At 41.0% G+C, this 22624-nt stretch carries 20 protein-coding genes, 2 CRISPR repeat arrays and 1 riboswitch; of the genes, 1 reads left to right on the top strand and 19 read right to left on the bottom strand.

Going from position 1 to position 22624, the window contains the following annotated elements; all coding sequences use genetic code 11:
* Positions 1 to 27: 27 nt before the first annotated feature.
* Positions 28 to 510 (bottom strand): small multi-drug export protein, encoded by a 483-nt coding sequence (locus U5921_RS10060; RefSeq protein ID WP_324822965.1) that lies wholly within the window; start codon positions 508 to 510, stop codon positions 28 to 30.
* Positions 511 to 726: 216 nt separating this feature from the next.
* Positions 727 to 1239: direct repeats of the CRISPR family, unit length 34 nt; unit sequence ATTTCAATCCACGCCCTCCTTGCGGAGAGCGACT.
* A 602-nt stretch (positions 1240 to 1841) separates the two neighbouring features.
* Here U5921_RS10060 and U5921_RS10055 point away from each other — a divergent pair.
* Positions 1842 to 2558, top strand: coding sequence for a polysaccharide deacetylase family protein (locus U5921_RS10055; protein WP_324822963.1), 717 nt, complete (start codon positions 1842 to 1844; stop codon positions 2556 to 2558).
* Positions 2559 to 2758: 200 nt separating this feature from the next.
* Positions 2759 to 3675: a CRISPR direct-repeat array (repeat unit 33 nt; unit sequence ATTTCAATCCACGCCCTCCTTGCGGAGAGCGAC).
* A gap of 302 nt (positions 3676 to 3977) precedes the next feature.
* Here the strand turns inward: U5921_RS10055 and U5921_RS10050 are convergent.
* From U5921_RS10050 to U5921_RS09965, 18 genes are all read right to left on the bottom strand, one after another.
* Positions 3978 to 5207 (bottom strand): ATP-binding protein, encoded by a 1230-nt coding sequence (locus U5921_RS10050; RefSeq protein ID WP_324822962.1) that lies wholly within the window; start codon positions 5205 to 5207, stop codon positions 3978 to 3980.
* 155 nt (positions 5208 to 5362) lie between these two features.
* Positions 5363 to 5518, bottom strand: a complete 156-nt coding sequence (locus tag U5921_RS10045; protein ID WP_324822960.1) for a hypothetical protein — start codon at positions 5516 to 5518, stop codon at positions 5363 to 5365.
* A gap of 15 nt (positions 5519 to 5533) precedes the next feature.
* Complete coding sequence (locus U5921_RS10040; protein WP_324825984.1) at positions 5534 to 5899, bottom strand: ATP-binding protein; 366 nt, start codon at positions 5897 to 5899, stop codon at positions 5534 to 5536.
* Positions 5900 to 6381: 482 nt separating this feature from the next.
* Positions 6382 to 7167, bottom strand: coding sequence for a hypothetical protein (locus U5921_RS10035; RefSeq protein WP_324822958.1), 786 nt, complete (start codon positions 7165 to 7167; stop codon positions 6382 to 6384).
* A gap of 23 nt (positions 7168 to 7190) precedes the next feature.
* On the bottom strand, positions 7191 to 8240 hold the full coding sequence (locus tag U5921_RS10030; protein WP_324822956.1) for a DUF5050 domain-containing protein: 1050 nt from the start codon (positions 8238 to 8240) through the stop codon (positions 7191 to 7193).
* Between the two features lie 10 nt (positions 8241 to 8250).
* Positions 8251 to 9021, bottom strand: coding sequence for a hypothetical protein (locus U5921_RS10025; RefSeq protein ID WP_324822954.1), 771 nt, complete (start codon positions 9019 to 9021; stop codon positions 8251 to 8253).
* A 52-nt stretch (positions 9022 to 9073) separates the two neighbouring features.
* The gene (gene hxsA3 / locus U5921_RS10020; protein ID WP_324822952.1) at positions 9074 to 9520 is read right to left on the bottom strand and encodes a His-Xaa-Ser repeat protein HxsA3; all 447 of its coding nucleotides are present in this window, start codon (positions 9518 to 9520) and stop codon (positions 9074 to 9076) included.
* Positions 9521 to 9526: 6 nt separating this feature from the next.
* Positions 9527 to 10420, bottom strand: a complete 894-nt coding sequence (locus U5921_RS10015) for a hypothetical protein (RefSeq protein WP_324822950.1) — start codon at positions 10418 to 10420, stop codon at positions 9527 to 9529.
* Complete coding sequence (gene hxsB / locus U5921_RS10010; protein ID WP_324822948.1) at positions 10404 to 11816, bottom strand: His-Xaa-Ser system radical SAM maturase HxsB; 1413 nt, start codon at positions 11814 to 11816, stop codon at positions 10404 to 10406. Before hxsB ends, U5921_RS10015 begins: the two co-directional genes overlap by 17 nt.
* A complete protein-coding gene (gene hxsC, locus U5921_RS10005; protein WP_324822946.1) occupies positions 11810 to 12931 on the bottom strand; it encodes a His-Xaa-Ser system radical SAM maturase HxsC in 1122 nt (373 codons plus the stop codon). Before hxsC ends, hxsB begins: the two co-directional genes overlap by 7 nt.
* Complete coding sequence (locus U5921_RS10000) at positions 12928 to 14001, bottom strand: prepilin peptidase (protein WP_324822944.1); 1074 nt, start codon at positions 13999 to 14001, stop codon at positions 12928 to 12930. Before U5921_RS10000 ends, hxsC begins: the two co-directional genes overlap by 4 nt.
* On the bottom strand, positions 13955 to 14311 hold the full coding sequence (gene hxsD, locus U5921_RS09995) for a His-Xaa-Ser system protein HxsD (protein WP_324822942.1): 357 nt from the start codon (positions 14309 to 14311) through the stop codon (positions 13955 to 13957). The genes U5921_RS10000 and hxsD overlap by 47 nt, the downstream gene beginning before the upstream one ends.
* 396 nt (positions 14312 to 14707) lie before the next feature.
* Complete coding sequence (locus tag U5921_RS09990; protein WP_324822940.1) at positions 14708 to 15610, bottom strand: 4Fe-4S binding protein; 903 nt, start codon at positions 15608 to 15610, stop codon at positions 14708 to 14710.
* Positions 15610 to 15753: a CD1871A family CXXC motif-containing protein gene (locus U5921_RS09985; protein ID WP_417765004.1), complete on the bottom strand. Its 144-nt coding sequence runs from the start codon at positions 15751 to 15753 to the stop codon at positions 15610 to 15612. The genes U5921_RS09990 and U5921_RS09985 overlap by 1 nt, the downstream gene beginning before the upstream one ends.
* A 221-nt stretch (positions 15754 to 15974) precedes the next feature.
* Positions 15975 to 20516, bottom strand: coding sequence for a cobaltochelatase subunit CobN (locus tag U5921_RS09980; protein ID WP_324822938.1), 4542 nt, complete (start codon positions 20514 to 20516; stop codon positions 15975 to 15977).
* 21 nt (positions 20517 to 20537) lie between these two features.
* A complete protein-coding gene (locus tag U5921_RS09975) occupies positions 20538 to 20849 on the bottom strand; it encodes a DUF2149 domain-containing protein (protein ID WP_324822936.1) in 312 nt (103 codons plus the stop codon).
* Positions 20842 to 21489 carry a MotA/TolQ/ExbB proton channel family protein gene (locus U5921_RS09970; protein ID WP_324822934.1) on the bottom strand — a complete coding sequence of 216 codons (648 nt, stop codon included), beginning with the start codon at positions 21487 to 21489 and terminating at the stop codon, positions 20842 to 20844. Before U5921_RS09970 ends, U5921_RS09975 begins: the two co-directional genes overlap by 8 nt.
* Entirely contained in the window at positions 21486 to 22184 is a 699-nt protein-coding gene (locus U5921_RS09965) for a DUF2162 domain-containing protein (protein ID WP_324825982.1), read from the bottom strand. Before U5921_RS09965 ends, U5921_RS09970 begins: the two co-directional genes overlap by 4 nt.
* A 162-nt stretch (positions 22185 to 22346) precedes the next feature.
* Positions 22347 to 22526, bottom strand: a riboswitch (cobalamin riboswitch).
* Between the last annotated feature and the right edge of the window lie 98 nt (positions 22527 to 22624).

Below are 22624 nucleotides of genomic sequence, written 5' to 3'. Positions count from 1 at the left end.
AATCTTGCTCCCCTTTCTGCTCTTTCTTTAAAAATTTGCCGTTACGCTTAATATACTGTGACTCAATCCCGTAATCAATAATCCTGCAATGAGATTTCCAATCAATATAGCAGGGAATGCCCACTTAAATCGAAGATTCAGTAAGGCCGCTGCTAAACTCCCACTCCAAACACCGGTTCCGGGAAGCGGAATGGCTACAAAAAGAAAAAGTCCCCAAACCCCGTATTTTTGTATTCTTCCACTTTTATTCAAAGATTTCTCTGTTATTCGTCGAATCAGATTCCGAAATAAGTTTGTCTGCCTTAGCCAATTGAAAAGCGGACGAATAGTGAATAAAATAAAAGGCACCGGTATCATACTCCCAATAAAACTGATAATGAATGCATGAGTCGGTGACATCCCAAGTGAAATGCCGACAGGAATGGCCCCACGCAATTCAATCACCGGAAGCATCGCTGTAAGCAGTACCGTAATTTCTGTTGATAACAAATCCGTAATCTCTTGTATCATAATCCCTACCCTTTTATGTATCATTCTAATAGAACGGTGTTCTAGCCTAACTACACGAATGAATTCTGCTCTCTTTAAATTATAATCCTAATATTCTTGATTTAAACGCTTAGCCTATTTTTACTTAAAGTCTTTTGAATTTTTTATAAACTCCTTTGAGCTGCATCAGCGGAGAGCGACCCACAAGCAACGGCGAAAGCATTGCAAGAGTTTACCATTTCAATCCACGCCCTCCTTACGGAGAGCGACTGTAATTCACGGTAATCGTTTTTGTGCCAGACGATATTTCAATCCACGCCCTCCTTGCGGAGAGCGACTCTGATAGTTTGTTCTTTACTTCATCAGCAGACTCGATTTCAATCCACGCCCTCCTTGCGGAGAGCGACTTTGCCGGAAAGCCTTTTATATTGACTTTAAGGCAGATTTCAATCCACGCCCTCCTTGCGGAGAGCGACCATAGTATCGTGTGTATGATACTATACAGACAAGATATTTCAATCCACGCCCTCCTTACGGAGAGCGACTGTTTCTTCACCAAATCTACGGTCCACTGCAACAGAATTTCAATCCACGCCCTCCTTACGGAGAGCGACACATAGAGGATAAACAAGCCCGCTTCATCATCAAATTTCAATCCACGCCCTCCTTACGGAGAGCGACAATACCCCGTATTTGATACACACATTCGCTATTCGATTTCAATCCACGCCCTCCTTACGGAGAGCGACTGCAAAATAAGGCAAAATCATGCTTATATATTACAATTAATCCATCTTTAACATGTATATTCCAGTAATTTTTTACCTTATTTTTAATTATAAGTATTCTTTTACATTTAATCTTGGTGCGAATCTCCCGGGATTTTCTGTTAGCTTGGCATTCGCACCATATTTTTAGCATGAGAGCATCTTTATACGTGTATTCGTTTCTTTGGTATTTGTGGGTTTAATCATTTATATTATAACAAAAAACAGGAATTTTTTCTATACTGAGTAGCAGATTCATATTGACTTTCCCGAGAGTGGAAAAGTTGAGTTAGTTATAGTTAACATCTCCTATATTCTAAAAACGAATAATAAAATCTATCATTCTATATAATAAAATTCTTTAAATTGATTGATTTTTATTTTTCATTATAGCATTACATCCAGCATACTTTTATTCCATATAAATATAAAATACATAAGAATGGTATTATTATAAAGAAAGTATGAAATATATTAACACACAAATAACATGCATGTTTCATATTCCCTTTAAAATAAATTGTTATGATTAAAATGTAGATATGATATAATTTCATATAAAAATACTTAGAGAGGTTAAGCATAATGATAAAATCAAAACGAATCATTTCGATTCTTCTATTATTCCTTATTGTTACAATCGTTCCTTATACTGCTTTTGCAACATCCGAATGCGAAACAAAGCAGGAAATTGATCCTGACAAACCAATGATAGCATTGACATTCGATGATGGCCCTTCCACATGCTATACTTCGAGAATACTTGATGTATTAGAAGAAAATAATGTGAATGCAACTTTCTTTGTCTTAGGAACTGAAGCTGAAGAGAATCAGGACCTTTTAGCACGTATGATAGAAAACGGAAATGAAATTGGTAATCACACTTTAAATCATCAAGATCTTACTAGTCTCACTGATGAAGAAATAAGCTATCAAATAAATACAACCCAGCAAATTATACAAAATGCCACCGGTACTACTTCTCAAATAATGAGAGCTCCTTATGGCTATATAGATGAAGACACAAGCCAACAAATTGATATGCCTGTCATTCTATGGTCACTTGATACGCTGGATTGGGAAAATAGAGATGCTGAAATAATATGTGACACCATTCTTAAAAATGTAAAAGATGGTGATATTGTACTTATGCATGATATATATGAAAGTACTGCTGATGCAGCTGAATATGTTATCCCTGAATTGATAAAGAGAGGATATCAGCTCGTAACAGTAAGTGAATTAAGCGAATATAAAGGAATATCATTAGAAGACGGGACAACCTATAATAACTTTTATTAAAAGTTTATGAATATATCAGAGACTCCTTTCGGAATCCTATTGAAGTCCAACTTTATGTCCGCACCCCCCGACTATGAAAAAAAGCCTGTAAATAATAAGAAGCGATCGCCTTCTATGGTAAAATCAATTATCATAGGAGGCTATTTTTATGCCAATAGCTTTAGTTTATCAAAGGACTTCTCAAGATTATCTTAATTGAAATTTCAATCCACGCCCTCCTTACGGAGAGCGACATCACAATTGCAAATGCTTAAAACCGTAACATTATTTCAATCCACGCCCTCCTTGCGGAGAGCGACCATATCGACTTATCTTTGTCAGGTTGCTTTATCATATTTCAATCCACGCCCTCCTTGCGGAGAGCGACTATAGGAGGCTTAAAATGCCATCAATAAAAAAAATCAATTTCAATCCACGCCCTCCTTGCGGAGAGCGACACTGGAATTCATATGGATTGCCTTGGATGCTTAGCATTTCAATCCACGCCCTCCTTGCGGAGAGCGACTATACCCGATATTTACGAGACAATAAAATTAGTAACATTTCAATCCACGCCCTCCTTGCGGAGAGCGACAACTGTTCTATACTTTTCCCTTTTCCATGTTTAGATTTCAATCCACGCCCTCCTTGCGGAGAGCGACACGCCGCCGCCGAAGAGGACAACAAACGCAGACAGATTTCAATCCACGCCCTCCTTGCGGAGAGCGACTTTTAAACTGGTTTATTTAACTTGCACCCTTACTGATTTCAATCCACGCCCTCCTTGCGGAGAGCGACCAAAGCCTTTTAAATTAGGCAGGATACCGATTTATTTCAATCCACGCCCTCCTTGCGGAGAGCGACTTGTAAAAGCCCCTATAAATGCGGTTATAGCAATTATATTTCAATCCACGCCCTCCTTGCGGAGAGCGACCTGAATCAGAGCGCGAAAACGCGGCGTTCAAAGTATTTCAATCCACGCCCTCCTTGCGGAGAGCGACTCTTTCGTAGGTCACATGAACTACTATGTTCTACCTATTTCAATCCACGCCCTCCTTGCGGAGAGCGACTATCCTAAAGCAGAAACGAGGGTGAGCAGATGGAAATTTCAATCCACGCCCTCCTTGCGGAGAGCGACTGCAAAATAAGGCAAAATCATGCTTATATATTACAATTAATCCATCTTTAACATGTATATTCCAGTAATTTTCTACCTTATTTTTAATTATAAGTATTCTTTTACATTTAATCTTGGTGCGAATCTCCCGGGATTTTCTGTTAGCTTGGCATTCGCACCATATTTTTAGCATGGTAGATAGAAGTTGATTTGCCTTACGGTGGGACTACAACAATTCGTACATCCGTGCCAGAATTTTGCTTTTACTTCTTTCCATCTGCAAAATAGCACATGGACTGTAGGTTGATATCCTTTCAACCTTATTATATTCCCCAAATAGGAACAATCAAATTTTGGCGATCGAATGCTGAAAGTCGGTCGGTGGTACAAAGAACGGCTCCAATCCCGCGCCCTAGGGAAGCTTTATCAATCACGCTAAACACACGCGTAAGCTGGCTCTGTGGCGTAGCTGTCTTCTTAATTTCCATAGGGTATAGCTTACCGCTATCTTCCAGCAAAATGTCGATCTCTTTCGTATCCTTATCCCGATAATAATAAATAAACGCTTCCCGTCCACAATTCTGATAGCTCTTGAGAATCTCTGACACTACAAAATTTTCAAGAATCGCGCCACTCATAGCACCATTCATTAGGGTATCGCTATCGCTCCATTTGGTCAAATATGCTACCAAACCACAGTCATAGAAATACAACTTTGGTTTCGTCACCATCCGCTTAAGCATATTGTTAGAATACGGATGGAGATAAAACACAATTCCAAGCCGTTCTAAAATTCCAAGCCATTTCTTCGCAGTAACCTGGTCAATCCCAGAAGCATCAGAAATGGTCTTATAATTCACCATTTGCCCGCACAAAGCGGCAGCTGATGTAATGAAATCCATAAATTTAAGAGAATCAATCGAACCGGATATCTCTTTTACATCACGGTCAATGTAGGTACTGATATAGCTAGAATAAAGCGCTCGGTAATCACTGTATTTCCCACTGATAAGAGCAGGCATCCCCCCTCTGAAAATACGTTTATAAAGTGCAGGCGTATCAACAGGATTCCTTTCCTTTACCCGCTGTGACAAATGCTCCAAATCCAACACAAAGGGCACTGAAACAACACCGCAAACTTCAGCCTGTGACAGCGGAGACATATGCAGTAGGCAGACACGTCCGGCCAGTGATTCCTGGATTCCATCCATCAGTTTAAAGACCTGTGAGCCTGTCAACCAAAAATCACCGGCGCGGTGATTCTGATCAACATGTATTTTAATATAGGTGAATAGCTCCGGTGCATATTGTACCTCGTCGATAAAAACTGGAGGCTTATGAATTTCCAGAAACATCTTTGGATCATTCTTCGCCATTTGTCGCTCAGTCAAATCGTCCAGTGTAACATATTCCCGATCTAAGTTCTCCTCTGCAGCTAGTCTTTGCAACATCGTTGTTTTACCGACTTGCCTCGGGCCGGTGAGTAACAAAGCAGGGAACTCTTTGGAAAGACGGAGAAAGGTATCCTCCATTGCCCTGTGTATATAATTCATAAAATCACCCTTTCGTCTAAAATGTTTACATAATATATTATAACCGATACAAGACGAGCAATCAATGTCAATTTCGGCTATTCTTCATTCTGCTTATATTTTAGACGATATTCTTGTAATGTATACCGTTCCGATCGCTGCTGTATACAGATGTGTTATCGTTTGGCTTGTCTCCACTTTTTATTGCGATCTTCATCATACGTGTAAACTGCTGCTCCACTTTGCGGCACATTGATAGCAAGTACATTAATGGCAAGACTATGCAATTCGCGACCCGATTTGTATTTATAATCTGCTATCATCAATGTCACTGGTTTCCCGACATCTTAATATTCTTGACTCAAGAGAAAATCTGCCACATGCATCGTTTTGATTCCTTCATAATTGCCTCCTGCAAATTCATCTGTCAAATAAGTGGAAATTTCTGAGGACATCATTCTGGAATTTGAACACGTGACAAAAATGTCTACATTAAAATCCATCATAAATGAGTTGATCGCCTTCTCCCAATCTTTTACTTCTTGTACTTCATCTAAAAATAAATAAGTCCTCGCCTCCGAAATAATCTTTTTCTCTATTTCTTTGTACAACTTAGAAGCAGTATCTATTTCTTCATAACGCAAGCTGTCAAATTTATAGGAAAGAACTTGCTCCGGCAAGACACCTCCCTTTTTTAACTCTTCCTGCAGCATCAATAAAATCGTGGATTTCCCACACCGACGTACACCCGTCAATATTTTAACAAATGGGGTGTCAATAAACGAACAATTTTATCCATGTATTGCTTTCTATAAATCATGTGGCATTCCTCCTTTGACTTATACCAGAGACTGCGAATAATCAGCCTCTATATAAGTCCACGCTCTCCCTGCGGTGAGCGACTTTACAGCCTCATAACCCTATTCCTGAGGCTAAGATTTCGATTAATCCTCTTTATTTGAAAGATAAGCATCTACACGCCTTAAGTATAACATAACATATCATATATATTTTTCAATCCACGCCCTCCTTGCGGAGAGCGACCTCTGATAGTGCAAGAGTGCAAGCAACTTGGAATAATTTCAATCCACGCCCTCCTTACGGAGAGCGACTGCAAAATAAGTATTTTTTTACATTTAATCTTGGTGCGAATCTCCCGGAATTTTCTGTTAACTTGGCATCCGCATCGATTGCTTCACACTACTTTTTCGTAGGTATTCATCCAATCAGTGACGGACTTTTTATAGCCCAGTGAATAAATCCACATGAGAAATCGTTTATCGGACACCAATTCGCTGCATGCTTTAGCGAGTTGTTCTTCCTCATTTTTTTCCAAGTCCGCAACAAAGGATTCTAAACTCGCATATTGTTTTCCTTTATACTCAAACCCAAGCACTGGACAAAGCAAGTACATAAGCGCAAAATAAAACGCATCTTCCTTCTCCATTATTTTTTGTGTGATTGCAGAAACCGCTTCTTTGAATCTTTCGTCATATTCCGTTTGATCTACATATTTTTTCAAGCATCCGCTCGAAAGCAACTGGTATATATCTGCATCTTGATTTGGTGTCTGTGCCTGCATCGCTTCCCCCAAGCCCTTTAAATCCGGATACAGCGTTCCCTTAAAACAAAGTGGCGCATTCGGGTTCAATACATAAATCATTGAAAATACCGCAGCATCCTTATCTTCTATCTCCTTTAACTCCCTTATTTTATTTACGTATTCCTCCCCATATTGTGCGATATTTTTTTCAACATGCCCACGGTATAAATGCTTTGTTGCATTGCCCCAGTCCTGTGCAAACGCCATGCTGATTTCGTCAAGCCCATAATATTTATGGTAGTTGAAGGTATATGCTTTCCATCCTTTAGGATCCTTTTTCTCTTTTTTTTCAGCGGTATGGAAGGTCTCACCATCCAGTCTCTCAGCCAGTTCATGCCCTTTTCCAACAATCCAATCAATCCCCTTTTTCTCAGCCATTGCCCGGTTCCTCCTTACCCCCACTAAGTTTCACTGATCGTTCCGCCCAAAACTATGATTTTCCCATCTATTTTATAAACACCTTTAAAATAATCAAAAGAATACGGAAGCTCTGTTGTCTTATCCGCACCCATATTATAAGCATAGACTTTGTTTTTTACTGAGTAATAAACAGTCTCCGCATCGACACCCAGCAGCTCCGAAACGCCGGACACCACATCTTTGGGATCATGCTTATTCAAGTTAAAGGAAATGACTTTATCATTATTTTGTACAAAGATTCTACCGTTAAAATAGAATTTATCTACCTGCTCTAAAGTCCAATGCGGCACGCCATCCAAGGAAACCGAATGAAGACAATTCTCATAATCCAAATACAATACGGTATCCGCGGCAACGGTAAAAGTCTTAATGTCTTCTTTCAATACGCAAACGGACTTCTCCTCCGTTAAATGATATTGATACAGGTTATTTCCTTTTGTGTAATTTACAAAATAAATATCCTGCCCCACTGAAAGGACAGTCCCCACTTTATCTTCTACTATGACCGTTTTTTTTGAGCCGTCATGCCTGCTCCTATATAGCTTTTTATCAGCACCCCGATAAATCACGCTATCGCTTGTAATGTTTATTTGTGAAATTGGCTTTTTCGAAAGAATCGTTTCTTTGCCTTTCACATTTAATACCGTTTCCTTCTGCCCGTTCATTGATGTATAGCCATACCGGTTCTCAGCCAGCAATCCATAATTCATTGCGTGAGAGCCTTTATTCCCCAAGCACGCAGCTTCATATTTTTCATATAAATCCGTATGCCCCAGCAATTCTGAGGATGTCGCGATTTCAGCCATTCCGTTCGGATCTGTCACCCTTGTATTCTTCAACGCCTCATAAGAACGATCTCTGGTATTAAAATCAATGACAAATAGGACAATGAGCAACGCTAAAAAAACACTTCCAAAAATAATGCTTTTCTTCTGAAAACTTGTCTTTCTTTTTTCCATCTTCGTGTTTTTTTCCTGAAAATCGTCCTCTTGTTCTTTTATATACTCTGCAAGACTTTTTCCTGTCGCCATATTGTCCCCCTTACCCAATCAAAAAATAGAGTACTGTTAACCCCGCAGACAACAAGGTTGCCAATGTACCAGCTCCCAGACTCAATAATTCGAAAGAATTTATAAGAGTTAAAAGAAGGATTACCAGCCCAACCGCTGCAAGCTTTTTCAATTGCAACGCTCTTTTTGTTCTCTTTATGCCTGCCAGCTTCTCCTTGATTGCAGAAACTTTTTCATCATATTCGTTTTGGATGGCAATGAGGTCTGTTTGCTTTATACAATAAGTGCATTGCCCCAGATTTCTTTTCATTGCTTCGACAAGATTTTTTATATCCTCTACTGTAATTGCTTTTAAGGCTTCTGTCGGATTTGTTACCGTCTTTTCTGAAAAGATATCCATAAAGTGATTCTTTGTTATATTCGTTATATTTTTATGCTCTTGCTCTATCTTCAGCTTCGCAGAGAAACGCTTTAATGATGCTGCGGAAGAAAAGTCCGGTATATCCCTTTCTGTTAATTCCATCGCATTTCCAAAACAGATTGCATGAAACAGCGTTTCAATGGCAGGAATAACGTTCGGAATTGTCTTTCTCTGCTCACTTAATTGCGCAGCTCCATACTCCAATAATTTTTCCTTTGAAAAGAAAGTGTCAAAATACGGATAAAACGGCTCATATTCCTTTAATTTTATGTATTCCTGTGATTCTAAAATCTCATTTAAATATAGTCTTTTTTGCACTTGTTCGTTCTCCGGTAAACAAGCATGAAAAAGTGTATATACTCTGCTCACTGCCGTCTTCATAATACGCTCCCTTCCTCCCTTACAATTTTTGCGGTTCATCTACTTCTAGGTCTTATTTTACCTTCGGGGTATCCGGCAAAACAAAGCTTGTTGCAATCGGATCGGCCATCGCCGTAGCTTCGCTTGCCGGCGGCGTTTTCAGTGCCACACCAGACATAGAAGGCATCGGGTCAACCGGTACGACATTAGAGTGTGACGTTGCCGCACTGCTATGGGAGCTGTGAGAGCCTCCTGAGCCTGAAACGTGTGAGGTGTGGGAAACGTGCGAAACATGAGAGGAATGCCCTCCCGATCCCGAGCTATGCGAACGATGCGAGCTATGGGAGCTATGCGACCTGTGAGAACTGTGTGCTGCAAACGCCTCTGTTCCCAGAATCACACCCATAATCAGAACCATGGAGCCGATCGTAATCACCTTGTTTCTTGTAATGTTTCCTTCTTCCTCGAAAAGAAAATCTTCAATTGATTTTTTGATCTCAGGTAACAGCTTTTCACTCACTTTTCCTTACTCCTTTTCAATCTTTGTACATCTGCCATTCGTCCACTGCGTCGTATAATTTCCCTTTGAATTATGGTAGGTGTAGGTTCCGTTTAACGTGCCGTTTACAAATTGGCCTTTGATATAAGTTGCGCTGTCAAACTTGTAGACTCCCTCTCCGTTCATCGAATCCGCGCTCCATGCCCCTGTGTACTCCGCACCATCGGACCAAGTGAATACCCCTTCCCCTTCTCTTTTCCCATTTGAAAAAGACCCGGCGTATTTTCCCACACCGTCAAAGGTCATCGTTCCTTTTCCAGATAATACTGCGCCTGAATATTCACCGGCATACCTTGTCCCAGAAGTAAATTCGATATGAATGGTATCGGTCAAGCCACCTTTTTCAGCTGTTAATTGATAGGTACCTGTTTTACCCGCAATCGTAATATCGCCTTCGATAAATTTGTTCTCTTCAAACGTTCCTTCATATACGGTTTCACCAGAGGTCAATTTCCCATCCCCAGACAGCTTGTCGCTGCTCCAAGCACCTGCATATACCGCTCCGTCAGACCAAGTGAAGGTTCCCTCCCCCTCTCTTTTGGACTGCACAAAACTTCCCTCATAGGTTCCAGTCGTATATGTAAATTTGCCATCACCCGACAGTTCATTCAAGCTCCACTCGCCTTGGTAACGCTCACCGGTATCGAAATAGAATGTGCCGTTTCCGGTTAAAGTACCCAGTGCGGTATCCCCTGCATAGGTACCCGAGGGCAGTTCCAAATATCTCGTAGATACAAGTTCCGCATTCAGCTGCTCTAACGTCGGCGTATTGAGCGTACTCAACAAAGAAACTACAATGACGAATAGAAATAGCGCACCCAGTACTTTTAAAGTATTTACCACTTTACTCGTTCTCTTCATTCCACTCAACTCCTAACCACTTATAAAAGACCTTCCTCTCTTCCGGTTTGTTTTCCTGTAAGATAGAGAAGATGCAATCTAACATGCCCCCGTATACCTTGCATCGAAACGATTGTGCACTCTTGAAAAACAAGTCATTTTCCTGTGCCAGATTGATCACCGGGCAAGTCCCGCAATACGGCTGGTATACACAATCACAGCAATTTAACTGCCCCTCTAAAAGAGAGGCGACACATACCGTCTTGCAGGTCGGGGATTGTATTAAGTCATCGTAGGTATGTTCAAACACACTGCCTAATTGAAACGCAGGATTTCCCATTTCGTACAGCATTCTCCCCTCGTCACAGGTAAAGACACTGCCATCATAAAAATAAGCCATCTGCCCGATTGCCGCCCCGCAAGGAGAGCGGAGCTCCATATAATTTTCAGAAAACCCATCCAAAATTTTTTTAAGAAAGATCACCGCATGCCGTTCACAAATGTCCGTTCCTTCTTGATTCAGTCGGATTATATATCTTAAGCATTCTTCATAAAATGCTAAAAATTCTTCTGCAGTATAACCAACCTTGTCCCAAGCCCGATCTGCCGTTCCCAGCCTAGTCAAAGGCCTTATAAAGATACTGGTTTGCTTGCAGCTCACATATATATCTATAATTTCTTTTGCGCAGCCTAAGCTCGCACGCGTCGTCGTTTGAATTGCACCGACTTCGTAATTCTCCTCTTGAATTTTTTTGATTTTCTCGATTACCGTATCAAACGTGTCGCCCCCATTTTGAAAGGAGCGGTTTTTATTATGCAATGCCTTTGCTCCGTCTAACGAAGTTGAAATATTGACATGATGCTCGATTAAAAAATCCAAAATCTCTTGTGTCAACAACGATAAATTTGTGACAAGACTATAGCTGATATTTTTGCCTTTCTTCCGTTTCTCTGTATAGTTTATGATGTGTTTCAGCACTTCAAAATTTGTCAGCGGTTCTCCGCCCTGAAATTCAAAACCCAGATAACGGGAAGGGGAAGACAGCGCAATATCCACACTTTTTTCGGCAACCTCTTTTGACATTCTATGAGGAACACTCTTTGTATCATCCTTTGCCTGACAATACACACAACTCATATTGCAAACATTCGTTAAGACAAAAATATGTAAGGAAGTGGCACTGAAAAGATAATTCTTGTTATCCCTTATATAGTACTTAATCTTTTCCGAAAAAACATGCTCATGCTCATCGTAGAGAAAAAAATTATCCTTTAATTCGTGATAGATTTCCTCCGGCAAGCTCTTTTCCTGAAGAAACGCAGCAAATACTTCTTCACTTAAGAATTGATATTTCCCCGTATCATTGGTAATTAGATACTGACTGCCTATTTTTTTGAAATTAAAATAATTCAGCAATTGACTTCCCTCTTTATTGGCGTACCTTTAAACTTTGTAACCTGTTTTGTACTATCAAATACCCCGCCGCAAATTTCTTTTACATCGCAATCCTGACATTCTTCACTGTACTTCACCTTATAATCAGAAATACTTTTGGCACAAATGCTCCAATACTCCTTTTTGACGGCACAAAGAGGCAGGTTGAATAATTGAACATCAATCCCATGAGCAATTAAGATTCGAATTGCCTTTTCTGATTTTCGAAACATTTCATCATAAGGCAACCAGACCGTTTCCCGGTTCTTTGCGGCATTGCCTAACAGTTCCAGTCCCATAAAATTCACGCTATGGACACCTTGAAAATACTTTGCGATGTATCTTGCAACCTGATCGATATACTCCATATTGAGCTTGGTTAGCACAATCCGTATTTCAACGGCTATATTGTAATGCAGGAGATTATGAATGCCGATTACTGTTTGTTTGAAACTGCCCGGTGCCTGTGTGATTGCGTCATGCGTTTCTTCACTATACCCGTAGAGTGGAATGCCTACACGAATCTGATCCGGCAATACCTCCACAAAACGATTTGTAAAACGGTAATCACCAAACGCCCTGCCGTTGGTTAAAAGCAAAAAATAAGTTTCATCGTAGCCATACTGTAAACATTCCATCAGACCAAAAAAATCATCTCTTAATAAGGTCGGCTCTCCGCCTGTGATGGTTAAATAACGTGGGGATTTCGGAAAATAACGCAGAAGCTCCTTTAATTCATCCAAATGCGCGCGTTGGCTGAGTCGCCTCGAGTTTTCACTGCAGGGACACATGACACAGTTTGAATTACATTGCAGCGTCAGCACCAGTGCATTGTCATCTGAGCTTGCGTTATATTGCTCGTATACAATGCCGTTGCTGTCTATTGAAAAAACATCTTCACAGCTGTGATTCTCAAACAACTCACCCGCGCCCTGGTGAAGCATAATATACCCATCGTAGGTATAAAGCTTATAAGTCTCTCCATCCTTATAAATGTGATTTAACCCATTTTGCATCAGTGCAGTATGTTCTTCCTGACAATACGCCAGCCGGAACACATAGTATGCATCCTGATAGTCCTCAATGTATCTTTTCATCGAATTAAAATCCTCATGACGGTATAGAGTACCGCTCCCATCGAAATAAAGACGGCAAACGGCATTTTTCTTACGATCACTATCGTGGGTTGTCCGTATTTAGAATTTTCCCACCTTTTTATACTCTCCGCTTCCACGAAAGACAACCTTGCCCTGATATCCTCTGTCGTAGAACGCGGCAGTCCTTTTACGGTGGAAGGAAGAAAGGAAATAACGGTAGAATAAGCCAGCACCATTCCTTCTTTCACCTGATTTGCAGGTATCTTCCTATAGTTATATTTTTCTACGAATAACCGGAGCAGCAGCACCACGATTACCACCAAATATATTTTAGGGTTGATGGAAACAGCGGTACTTTGGAGAAAGAAATAACTTGCAGCCGTTGCAAGCACCAACAAAAGGAGCGGCAGGCCCCGGTCAAAAAATTTAAAATGAAAGCTCCATAAGATGAGAATCATGTTAAGCAGCATCACAAGTTCTAAGTTTGCATCATAAAATTCCGGCATAAGAAAACGCAGAACCATCCCAAATGAAGTAACGAGACAGGTGCACTTGATATACTGCTTCACCATCTGGCGCATGTCCGTCTTTAACACACTCCATTGAAAGAAGTTTTTTTCTTTTATCCCTAAATAAATGGACTCCAAAATGATATAGATATAGGCGATTGAAAATATCAAAATCATTATAATGACGGTTGCCGTCACGTTATTTCCTTCATAATAAATCCGCGCAGGAATCAGAAACACCGCCAGCATCAACAGCTTACTATCCCCGGCCGCCCAAATATGCAGCGCATAAAAGGCAATGGAGATCGCCGCCATTACTGCGACATTTAGAACAAAGGCGATTAAAAACACTTCTGCAAATACCGTATAATAAATAAGATTTGCCAGAAACCCTAACAGGCCTGCCCCAGCAATCACTTTATTTTGGATCAGCCCATGCCGAATATCTGTTACCGTCACATAAATACACGAATAGATTAATAAGGTAATAAGAAACGCTTCATTGAGTACCATGCTATTTATCATACCGATCAAACCAATTAAATAAAATATCCTCTGCATTTATTGTTTCGTCATCCGTAAATCCGGTGTCCGTATCATCAACAACGGTAGAAGCCAAGGCTCTTCCCAGTATTAATTCCCTAATGTTCTTAGTCTGCTGCATGACACAATACCTTGCAGTCTGCGTGATGACTTCATTTCGAAACTTCTTGTCGATATCAAGCTCTGCGTTTCCCTCTTTTTCTGAAATCCCTATGTAGTAATACCTTTCATCGGTATCCAGTGACATAAAATATCTGTCGGTGAAAAAGTATGCCGCTTTTAAGATGGCTTCCTTCGGATACATTTCTTTTGTGAGTTTTACGTTCATAATGGTTAGCTCCAATCTGGTGTATAGTGTGGTTAGATTTGGAAATAAGCAAAATTCTACAAAAACGCTGGAATATTAGATTTTCTACCTATATGCCTTTGCAATTACAGCTAAGTCGATCTGCCACTATCAGTGCCCCGCCACGTAATTCATGCACATCATTATTTAATTAGAAAATCAAATTTTGTAGCTTATTCACCCCGAAACTTCTATTAGTAATTATATCATAATTTCCATAATAGTACATATTTTTACCTTATTTTTAGATTCATTTGAAAATTATGCGTTTTACGCCTTTACAATTTCCGCAAGCCTCCTTCACGTTTCATTGAAATTTCAACTTTTTATCTACATCCTTGATACAAAGATTTTTTTATTATCTTATTTCCATCTTTCTTATGCAATGTTATGATGTTTTTCATGGTCGGAATCAGCATCGTTAAAAGTTTTCTTTGTAAAATAGAATCCGGATTGAATTGCGCCTTCCTCACAGGCTTCCTTACAGGCACCGCATCGAATGCATTCCAAGGAGTTAATATTTTTTGTGACCTCCACGTTCATTTTGCAGGCCCTTTCACAAGCCTTGCATCCAGTACATCTTTGAGAGTCCACATGCATCTGATAAAAGCTGAAGCGGTTGAGCAAAGAATAAAACGCACCCAATGGACAAAAATATTTACAAAATGGTCTATATATTAATATCGACAAAAAAATGATGAAAAGGAGTAAAGCCAACTTCCAATGAAAAAGAAAACCAACCATCTGTCTCAGATTCTCATTATTTGCAAGCAAAGGAATTCCTCCCTCTAATGTTCCAACCGGACAAATCCACTGACAAAAATAAGGGGAAGCCATTCCGAATTGGTTGATTAAAAATATCGGAAGTAAAAAAACAGGAAGCAGAAGCATCCCATATTTTATAAAGCGCATCAGGCGATCCAGTTTTTTCGGAACATTAACTTTTGGCACTTTTATTTTATAAAGCAAATCTTGAAAAAAACCAAATGGACATAAAAATCCACAAATCCACCTTCCAAAGATAATCCCGAAAAAGAAAAGAGTTCCTAATATGTAATAAGTGAATCGATAATCTCTTCCTCCTAAAACAGCCTGCATCGCTCCGATGGGACAAGACCCCACCGCACCGGGGCACGAATAACAATTTAAACCCGGCACACATGCCATCTTTGAATTTCCCGTATAAATTCTACCCTCTGCAAATCCTTTCAAATTTGCATTATGCAAAAGTGTAGAAATGATCTGAATCACTGTTCTTTTAAACTTGTATTTTCCTCTCATCACCCGACTCCTATGCATTCCAAACAAATTTTAACCGCTTTCTGTAACACAATAAGATGTTCCTCTCTCGCAACACCAGCTGCAATAAACCCTAAGGCTAATATAAAAATCCCATACTTTAGCTTTGATTCCATCTGTTTCATACGCATCCTCACATGACCAAACACTTTTTTCCATAATCCCCTATATTTTCTCTTTTTTATTTTACAGTGACCTCCCTACAAAAGCAAAGGCTTTTCACGTCACACTCTGCCCAATTCCTTTTTTGCTAATTTTTTTTGCTTTTATATGCAAAGCCAGTCAATGATAAGAGAAGAGACCGGACAAAAATATCCAGTCTCCAAATTAATATTGCTAAGTCAAGCTATTTCCCCTTTGCCAGGTACCCCTTAAGGAACAGACCTACAACCGACATCGCCATTACAATCGCTCCGGCTGCAACTGCCTTTTTGCCCGTATTGCTCTGTGCATTCTCCTTCTCGGTTAGCTCATATGCCTTGGTCGTTATTTCCTGGGCATTCTCCCCATCTTCCGGTTTTGCCGTTTCCGGCTGTTTTCCGGCACTGGATGCATTCTCTGCAATAAGGGTATTCTCCTTCTCTTCCTGTCCAGCCGCCGGTTTTACCGATTTCTGAGAAATTTGCATTTCTTCATTGGAAGTCTGCTTAAGCTCTTCCGCTGCCGGTATGCTTGCCACTGGTTGTGTGTCCGTTTTTGGAGCAGGCTCAGTTTCAGCCGTCTGTACAGGTTCCTTTGATACCTCCTGTGTCACCGGAACCGTTGTTTCTTGTTGTTCCTTCTTCGATTTTGTTTTCGTTGTATCTTCTATTTTAATGTTTACATCTTTATTGGTTGCCTCAGCCAGCATTGTTTCAAATTGCTTTAATGTATCTTTATCTAAAGTAGAATATTCCGCAACCCACTCATTAAATACAATATTCCCACAAGTATGATGACAGCATACCACCCCGTTTTTCACCAGAGTTTGCACATAAGTGTCGGCCAATTTTTCAAGGGTTGCTTTATCCGTACTCCACATGTCTCTTCTGGCAGCCTCCATATTCCATCCAATGATAGACTGTACAATGTACGGATCTAATTGCGCTCTGATTTCATCATTAAATATGTAGGTTTCCGCAATTTCTTGCCAGGACCAATCGTCAATGGCCCCTGCCGTTGCATCCATCAAGAACATGTTTTTAATATGATCGCCAATCTCTGCGGCACCTGCATAGCCGTCTTTCAGCATACCCTCAATCCATTTCGGATTAAGCACCCTCGAACGAATTTCTGTACGAACAAATTCTTCCAGGGTTTGTACATTCGGATCTCCGTTTTCACGGGTATTGATGATGTAGGTCAGGAGATCTTTTCCCGAATATTTTTCGGCAGCCAACTTCAATCCACCCAAATATTGCGCTACGTCATCATTGTCTAAGGTTCCCCAAATGGAATCTCTTACCTGTGTAATCGTAGAAACGTTCTTTAAATTTTCAATAAAGCTCTCCGTCGCCTGTTTTCCGAAAACACCTTTTCCATAGATATACGACATGCGATTCATATACGCCTCAATCAGATCGTCCTGCTTTTCCCAAGCACTTGTCGTTTCGGTCAGATCGGATACTCCTGTTCCATAGCTTCCCGGTGCAGAACCATAAATTCTCGAAGCCGCAAGAGACTCCGCCTCTGTTTCTTCAACACCGCTATTTACGAGTTTATCCTTTAATGCAAGATAATTTTTGCGAACCTTATTTTGATCGCTACTCTCATCGAGTGCGGCAACCTTACGAAATGCATCGTCCAAGACATCGATGGTCGTCCCAAACGTATCTCTGAATAGTCCTGAAATGGTAACCAACACGTCAATTCTGGGCCGATTCAGTTCTTCAATCGGCGTCACCTTCACTTCCGTCACCTTATCGCCTGAGCCGTATACTGGCTCTACTCCGATCAATCTCATGATCACTGCAACGGTCTCTCCTCTTGTTCTCATGGTCTCGATTGCCCATAGCACCACACCGACGGAATCCGGATATTCACCTTTTTCCTGCTTATATGCTTCAATCAGTGCATCGGCTGCCTTTTTCCCGGTTTCCCAAGCCGCCCGGTCAGGAACCTGCCTCGGGTCAAACGGAACGAGATTACGCCCAGTCGGCATTGCATCCAAAACACGGATTGGATCTCTGGCCGGACCCGGTTCAATGTAACTGCCGTTCAGTGCCGCAATTATAGCATCAAGTTCAGATGGAACCGCCAATAACCCTGCCCGAATAGAATCTCTTAAAGGCTCCCTGTTTTCTTTATCGTAATTTACGATGGAGTCAACCATTTGATCTAAAACGTTTCCGGACATCGCCGTCCCCAAGGTATGCAGACCATAAGGCATCAGTTCTTCCGCAAGCTCCTCAAGCTCATGATGAAGCTGCTCAACCGCCTTATCAAAGTCGGTTTCAAACGCATCGCCGTATTGAGCCTCATAGCCTAACGCTTTTACCTTTTCTAGAATAAAGTCTTTTTTTACGTTTGCCTGTTCCGTTAGTCCGTCGCTTACTAAAGTACGGTAATCAATCATTAAGGTTTGAAGTTCTTGCAGCTCACCGTAAAGCCCCGCCTGAAGCATAGGTGGTATCATATGACCAATGGTAACACCGTAGCTTCTTCTTTTTGCCTGAACCGCCTCTCCCGGATTGTTGACAATATAAGGGTAAACATTGACCATGTTTCCGATCAATTGATCAGAATAATCATCCTCTCCCTGTCCTACAATTCTTCCCGGCAGCCATTCCAGCGTTCCGTGTGTTCCCAAATGGATCACGGCGTCGGCTTCAAATTCATTTTGCAGCCACAAGTAGAAAGCTAAGTATTGGTGTGTCGGAGGCAAGGTTGCAGAATGCGTAATGGAATCCGGATCGTCCCCCCAGCCTCTCATCGGTTGAGGTCCAAAAAAGACATTTCCCATTTTCGTTCCGGGAATCACAATTTCTCCATTCTGCACCATGACATTTCCGGGAGCTTCTCCCCACTGCGTTTCAACCTCTGCTCTCATCGATGCCGGTAATTTCTGATACCAGCTTAAATAATCCTCTAAAGGAATCGTGATTGCACCCGCTTGTACCAGAGTGTCCAAGCAACCAGGTGCCCAGCTTCCAATGTTTCGACCCTTCTCGTCGATGAGTTTCTTTAAGCCCTCCGAGCTCAAATCAAGATCGCCGTCAAAGTTATAACCTTCTGTCTTTAGTCTCGTTAATACGTTTGAGGCACTATCGGCAACATTCAGATAAGATGCCTTGATTCCGTCCTTTCCGCCATCATGGTTATAGTAAATGAGAGCAACCTTTTTATCTGCATTCTCTGCCTTTTTCATTTTTGCCCAGGCAAGTGCCCGTCCCGCTAAGCGGTCAGTATTATAATCCAGAGGCATTCTTTTTTCAATATAGTTTCCGTCCTTGTCTTCCACCTCTTTGATTCCGCCTAAAAAGATCGGTTCGATTCGACCGTCCAGCTCCGGCAAAGCTACCTGCGTAGTTAAACTAACTTGGTTTCCATATTTATCTTTTTCCCATTCATCTAAGCTGTCCGTCTGCGTAGGAGCCAAAACCGGCACGCCTAATTCTTTAAATAGATCCACGCTTTTCTCCGCGGTACTGAAAAAATTAAAACCCAAAACCGTAATCAATACGTCAACTTGACTCTTCCCGTCTTTCATGAACAATTTACGGACAAATTTATCACGGTTGCTGCTGGAGGTCGGGGGGATTGCAAACAAGACATTGCCGTCCTTTGCTTCAATGCGATCAATCAAATCCAGCTGCATTTGAATGTCCTCTGCAACATACCAGGTTCTCTGCGTCGTCACGCCGACCCAAGGCCCATCTTTTTTCATCTTCCCCGAGCCTTTGTACCAGCCCAAATATCCGTCCAGTGTTTCAAATACACCCTCCAAGTCAGCCACCTTATTCTTGGAGGTATTTATAATCTCAATAATTTCAGCATCCGTCCCACTGCTTTCCAAAGAAAGAACTTCATTCAGCTCTGTATCTGACAAATTGGCAGTGAATTGCAAGGTTGCCTTTCCCAAGTTTAAAGCGAGCTCTTTAACTTCTTCATCCGTAATCGTTGCACATGCCTGTACAATGGAATCATAAATTAATTTCAATGTTTGGGGATCTGTACCCAATTCTGAAATTTTCTCTGACAGGCGGTCTGTATTAAACGGAAGCTTCTTTGCCTGCGGATGGTAGATAAAGCCTATGTCGGTCGGCAAGGGCGAAGCTATGGGTTCAATCGCTTCGGATACCTGCAGCGGAGTTTCACTCCAAGTACCCAAAAGCAGCAGCAGCCGTCTCATGTTTTCAACGCCGGTATTTGTAAAATATTTTTTTATTTCATCCGACTTCGTGTAATCAATCTCATTTTCTCCGTAAACCACTGTTGTATTGGTAATAAAACACTTGCCCTTTAAATCGCTTTGAATCATTTTTAAAAGCGTATCCATTGTTTCCTGCCCGATCATCTCCAGCATCAAAACATCAGTTTCAGCAAGCCTCTCTTTCATGACATCGGGATAGTCCCGCACTGCCTTTGTGCTGTATAGCTTAACGTCTAAGGAATAACCGGTCTCTTTGATTAACTCATAGGCACTGCTTAACTGCGGTACATAAGTTGATGCACTGCCTAAAATCATCGTAACCTTAACCGTGTCTCCGCTTTCCAACGGCGAATATGTTATGGCCGCACCGGTTGTCGATTCTGAGTCTTCTTTCGTCGCATTTTCCTCTTCTACGCTGCTTGTGCTCCTTGGTTCCTCTGCAAATACAGCTGCAAACGGCACGCATATGCTGAACAGCAATGCAAATAATACAACCCAAGCAAATGCTTTCTTCTTTCGTTCTGTCCTTGAAATCACGATTCTGCTCCTTTCACTTCTCTATTGCTTACTGCCAGCCGGTACCTCTTCGATCAGAATTAATTTTCCGGTCTCGGGATCTTCGTACACCTTACCCATTTCACTGTAGCCTTCACCGCCACTTTGTTCGATTTTTGGTACCTCAACGAGCTGACGCCCTTTTTCAACATCCACCTTCTGAAAAAGAATATCCTGCAAATTCCAGCTCATAACCAAGGCTACCAATAAGCCGCAGGAAAATACCAGCATAACGTCGACTAAATTTGCCAACCCGGCTATCGGATCGACCTCTTCTTCACACAAACGGTTTCGCTTCGCTCTTCGATCAAGCATGCTCATCACCTCCAATGATCAAGTTCAATACCATTTCAAGCGTATTCAAATCCTGATTGTACCAAGCATTGCGTATTTTAGAGATAAGGGCACCAACCGCACCGATGAGCATTCCGACAACGGTCGTATCAAATGCCACGATGATTGCCTCCGACAATCCAACAAAATCACCTTGACCAAGCGCAGCCAATCCGGGTCCCAAAGGAATTAGAGTTCCCATTAAGCCCAATATTGGCCCAACCTTCGCCAATAAATCTGTTTTGTTAAGAATGCGCCGAAGCTGTGCTTCCTCCTGATCCAAAATGTCTTTTGCGATGAGTTCTTTTGCCTCTTTTGAAAGCTTGGATTCTTTTAATAAATCGCCTACAAGCTTTGTCTGTCTTGTACTAAAGCAACTCTTTTCTATGATTTGCTTTATCTGATTCCCCTGCCATGGGAATTCCGATTCTGTATTAATTGCTGTCTCTAGTAATTGAAAGGATTTCCTCTTTTTTCTTGTTCTTCTTTCCCCCAGAAAGCTCCCTAATTCCATTAACCCATAAATCAAAAGTATTATTAGTCCTATAATCACAGGGATTAATAAACACTGTGATGCTGCATGAATTATCTTTGTCAAATACTCTGAACCTGGAATTGTCATTTGTTTCTTTCTCCTTCTTTTTCAATAAAAGTATGTTTTACATAACCTGCTATGAGTAACGCAACCATTCCTGCCACTGCACTTAAAGTCCATCGTCCCGATTCTAAGGTAATCGGCGAAAATTGTGTCGCCATGGATTGAACTAAACTGGGAATAAACAAGCCACAGCATAAAGTAAAGGTACCTAGAATCAGCAAAAAAGTATTTAGGATGGATTCTGCATCAATGGATATTGTTTTCATCAACCTTCTTATCCCGAAAGAAACGAGAAGCAGCAGGATAAAAAAGATAGCAGCGGTCGCCCATCCCAGCCATGCGGGCGGCAATTTCAAAGGCGGGCCTAATAAAATCACTGTCAGTGCCAATGCGATCAGACACAACGGGCAGGGCAATAAAACTATAATATTATTTTTATAAGTGCTTCTTTCACTACAAGCACTACATTCCTCTCCATTTATTCCTAAATAAATTAAAAAAAGCGCCATTAGAACAGAGCCTGCAAAGGTATATTTATCTAATATATCAACCATCATGCCTTGCATTGGCTCAAAGAGCAAAACCAAAATTCCTAAGCAAATTGCAAAGGAAAGAGAAATAAGTACCATTTGCTTCGCACTTCTTTGCGACATTCCCAGTATCAAACCGGATTTTAAGCTTAGAATCAGCGTAGCAATGAAAAGACCGAATACAGACATAAACAAACAATTCACCTCCTTTCTTTTTTATCATTGAATAGAAAACCCCCAGAAAGGTGTCTATGGGTATAAAAAAAAGAACCCATTAGTAAAAAAATACTAAAAGATTCTCCCATTTTTGGAATCTATATGTATACATGACAAAATCTGAATTTCCCTATTCTATCTTGTCTCTATCAAGGCAGGTCTCCTGGCTCATGATTCATCCGCCGCCCTCCCTTCCCGGATAAAACATCCAGTGGCTTGTGGGCTTTGTCATCAATTACAGTGGTGGGTCCGCGACGGCTTTTACCGCTCTTCCCTATTCTCCTCACATGAGGCACCTTGATGGTATTCGTTATTTAACTATTCTTGCCACTACATTATATCTGATTTCGGTCTTATGTCAACAAAATTCTTATCACATTATCATTGCATTGTAATAAAGTTTTCACAATGGA

The organism is Sinanaerobacter sp. ZZT-01 (genome assembly GCF_035621135.1).
Lineage (GTDB): Bacteria > Bacillota > Clostridia > Peptostreptococcales > Anaerovoracaceae > IOR16.
The sequence above is the reverse complement of the archived record's forward strand: the minus strand, read 5'-3'. Positions and strand labels throughout refer to the sequence as shown.

Bases quoted from the DNA above. Each gene is read 5' to 3' on its own strand.
- U5921_RS10050 (WP_324822962.1), bottom strand. From the start codon at position 5,207: ATGAATTATATACACAGGGCAATGGAGGATACCTTTCTCCGTCTTTCC.
- U5921_RS09975 (WP_324822936.1), bottom strand. From the start codon at position 20,849: ATGCTTGATCGAAGAGCGAAGCGAAACCGTTTGTGTGAAGAAGAGGTC.
- U5921_RS10015 (WP_324822950.1), bottom strand. From the start codon at position 10,420: ATGAAGAGAACGAGTAAAGTGGTAAATACTTTAAAAGTACTGGGTGCG.
- U5921_RS10040 (WP_324825984.1), bottom strand. From the start codon at position 5,899: ATGCTGCAGGAAGAGTTAAAAAAGGGAGGTGTCTTGCCGGAGCAAGTT.
- U5921_RS10000 (WP_324822944.1), bottom strand. From the start codon at position 14,001: ATGCAGAGGATATTTTATTTAATTGGTTTGATCGGTATGATAAATAGC.
- U5921_RS09965 (WP_324825982.1), bottom strand. From the start codon at position 22,184: ATGTCTGTATTCGGTCTTTTCATTGCTACGCTGATTCTAAGCTTAAAA.
- U5921_RS10035 (WP_324822958.1), bottom strand. From the start codon at position 7,167: ATGGCTGAGAAAAAGGGGATTGATTGGATTGTTGGAAAAGGGCATGAA.
- U5921_RS10030 (WP_324822956.1), bottom strand. From the start codon at position 8,240: ATGGCGACAGGAAAAAGTCTTGCAGAGTATATAAAAGAACAAGAGGAC.
- U5921_RS10055 (WP_324822963.1), top strand. From the start codon at position 1,842: ATGATAAAATCAAAACGAATCATTTCGATTCTTCTATTATTCCTTATT.
- hxsC (WP_324822946.1), bottom strand. From the start codon at position 12,931: ATGAAAAGATACATTGAGGACTATCAGGATGCATACTATGTGTTCCGG.
- hxsD (WP_324822942.1), bottom strand. From the start codon at position 14,311: ATGAACGTAAAACTCACAAAAGAAATGTATCCGAAGGAAGCCATCTTA.
- U5921_RS09990 (WP_324822940.1), bottom strand. From the start codon at position 15,610: ATGAGAGGAAAATACAAGTTTAAAAGAACAGTGATTCAGATCATTTCT.
- U5921_RS09985 (WP_417765004.1), bottom strand. From the start codon at position 15,753: ATGAAACAGATGGAATCAAAGCTAAAGTATGGGATTTTTATATTAGCC.
- U5921_RS10025 (WP_324822954.1), bottom strand. From the start codon at position 9,021: ATGAAGACGGCAGTGAGCAGAGTATATACACTTTTTCATGCTTGTTTA.
- U5921_RS09970 (WP_324822934.1), bottom strand. From the start codon at position 21,489: ATGACAATTCCAGGTTCAGAGTATTTGACAAAGATAATTCATGCAGCA.
- U5921_RS10060 (WP_324822965.1), bottom strand. From the start codon at position 510: ATGATACAAGAGATTACGGATTTGTTATCAACAGAAATTACGGTACTG.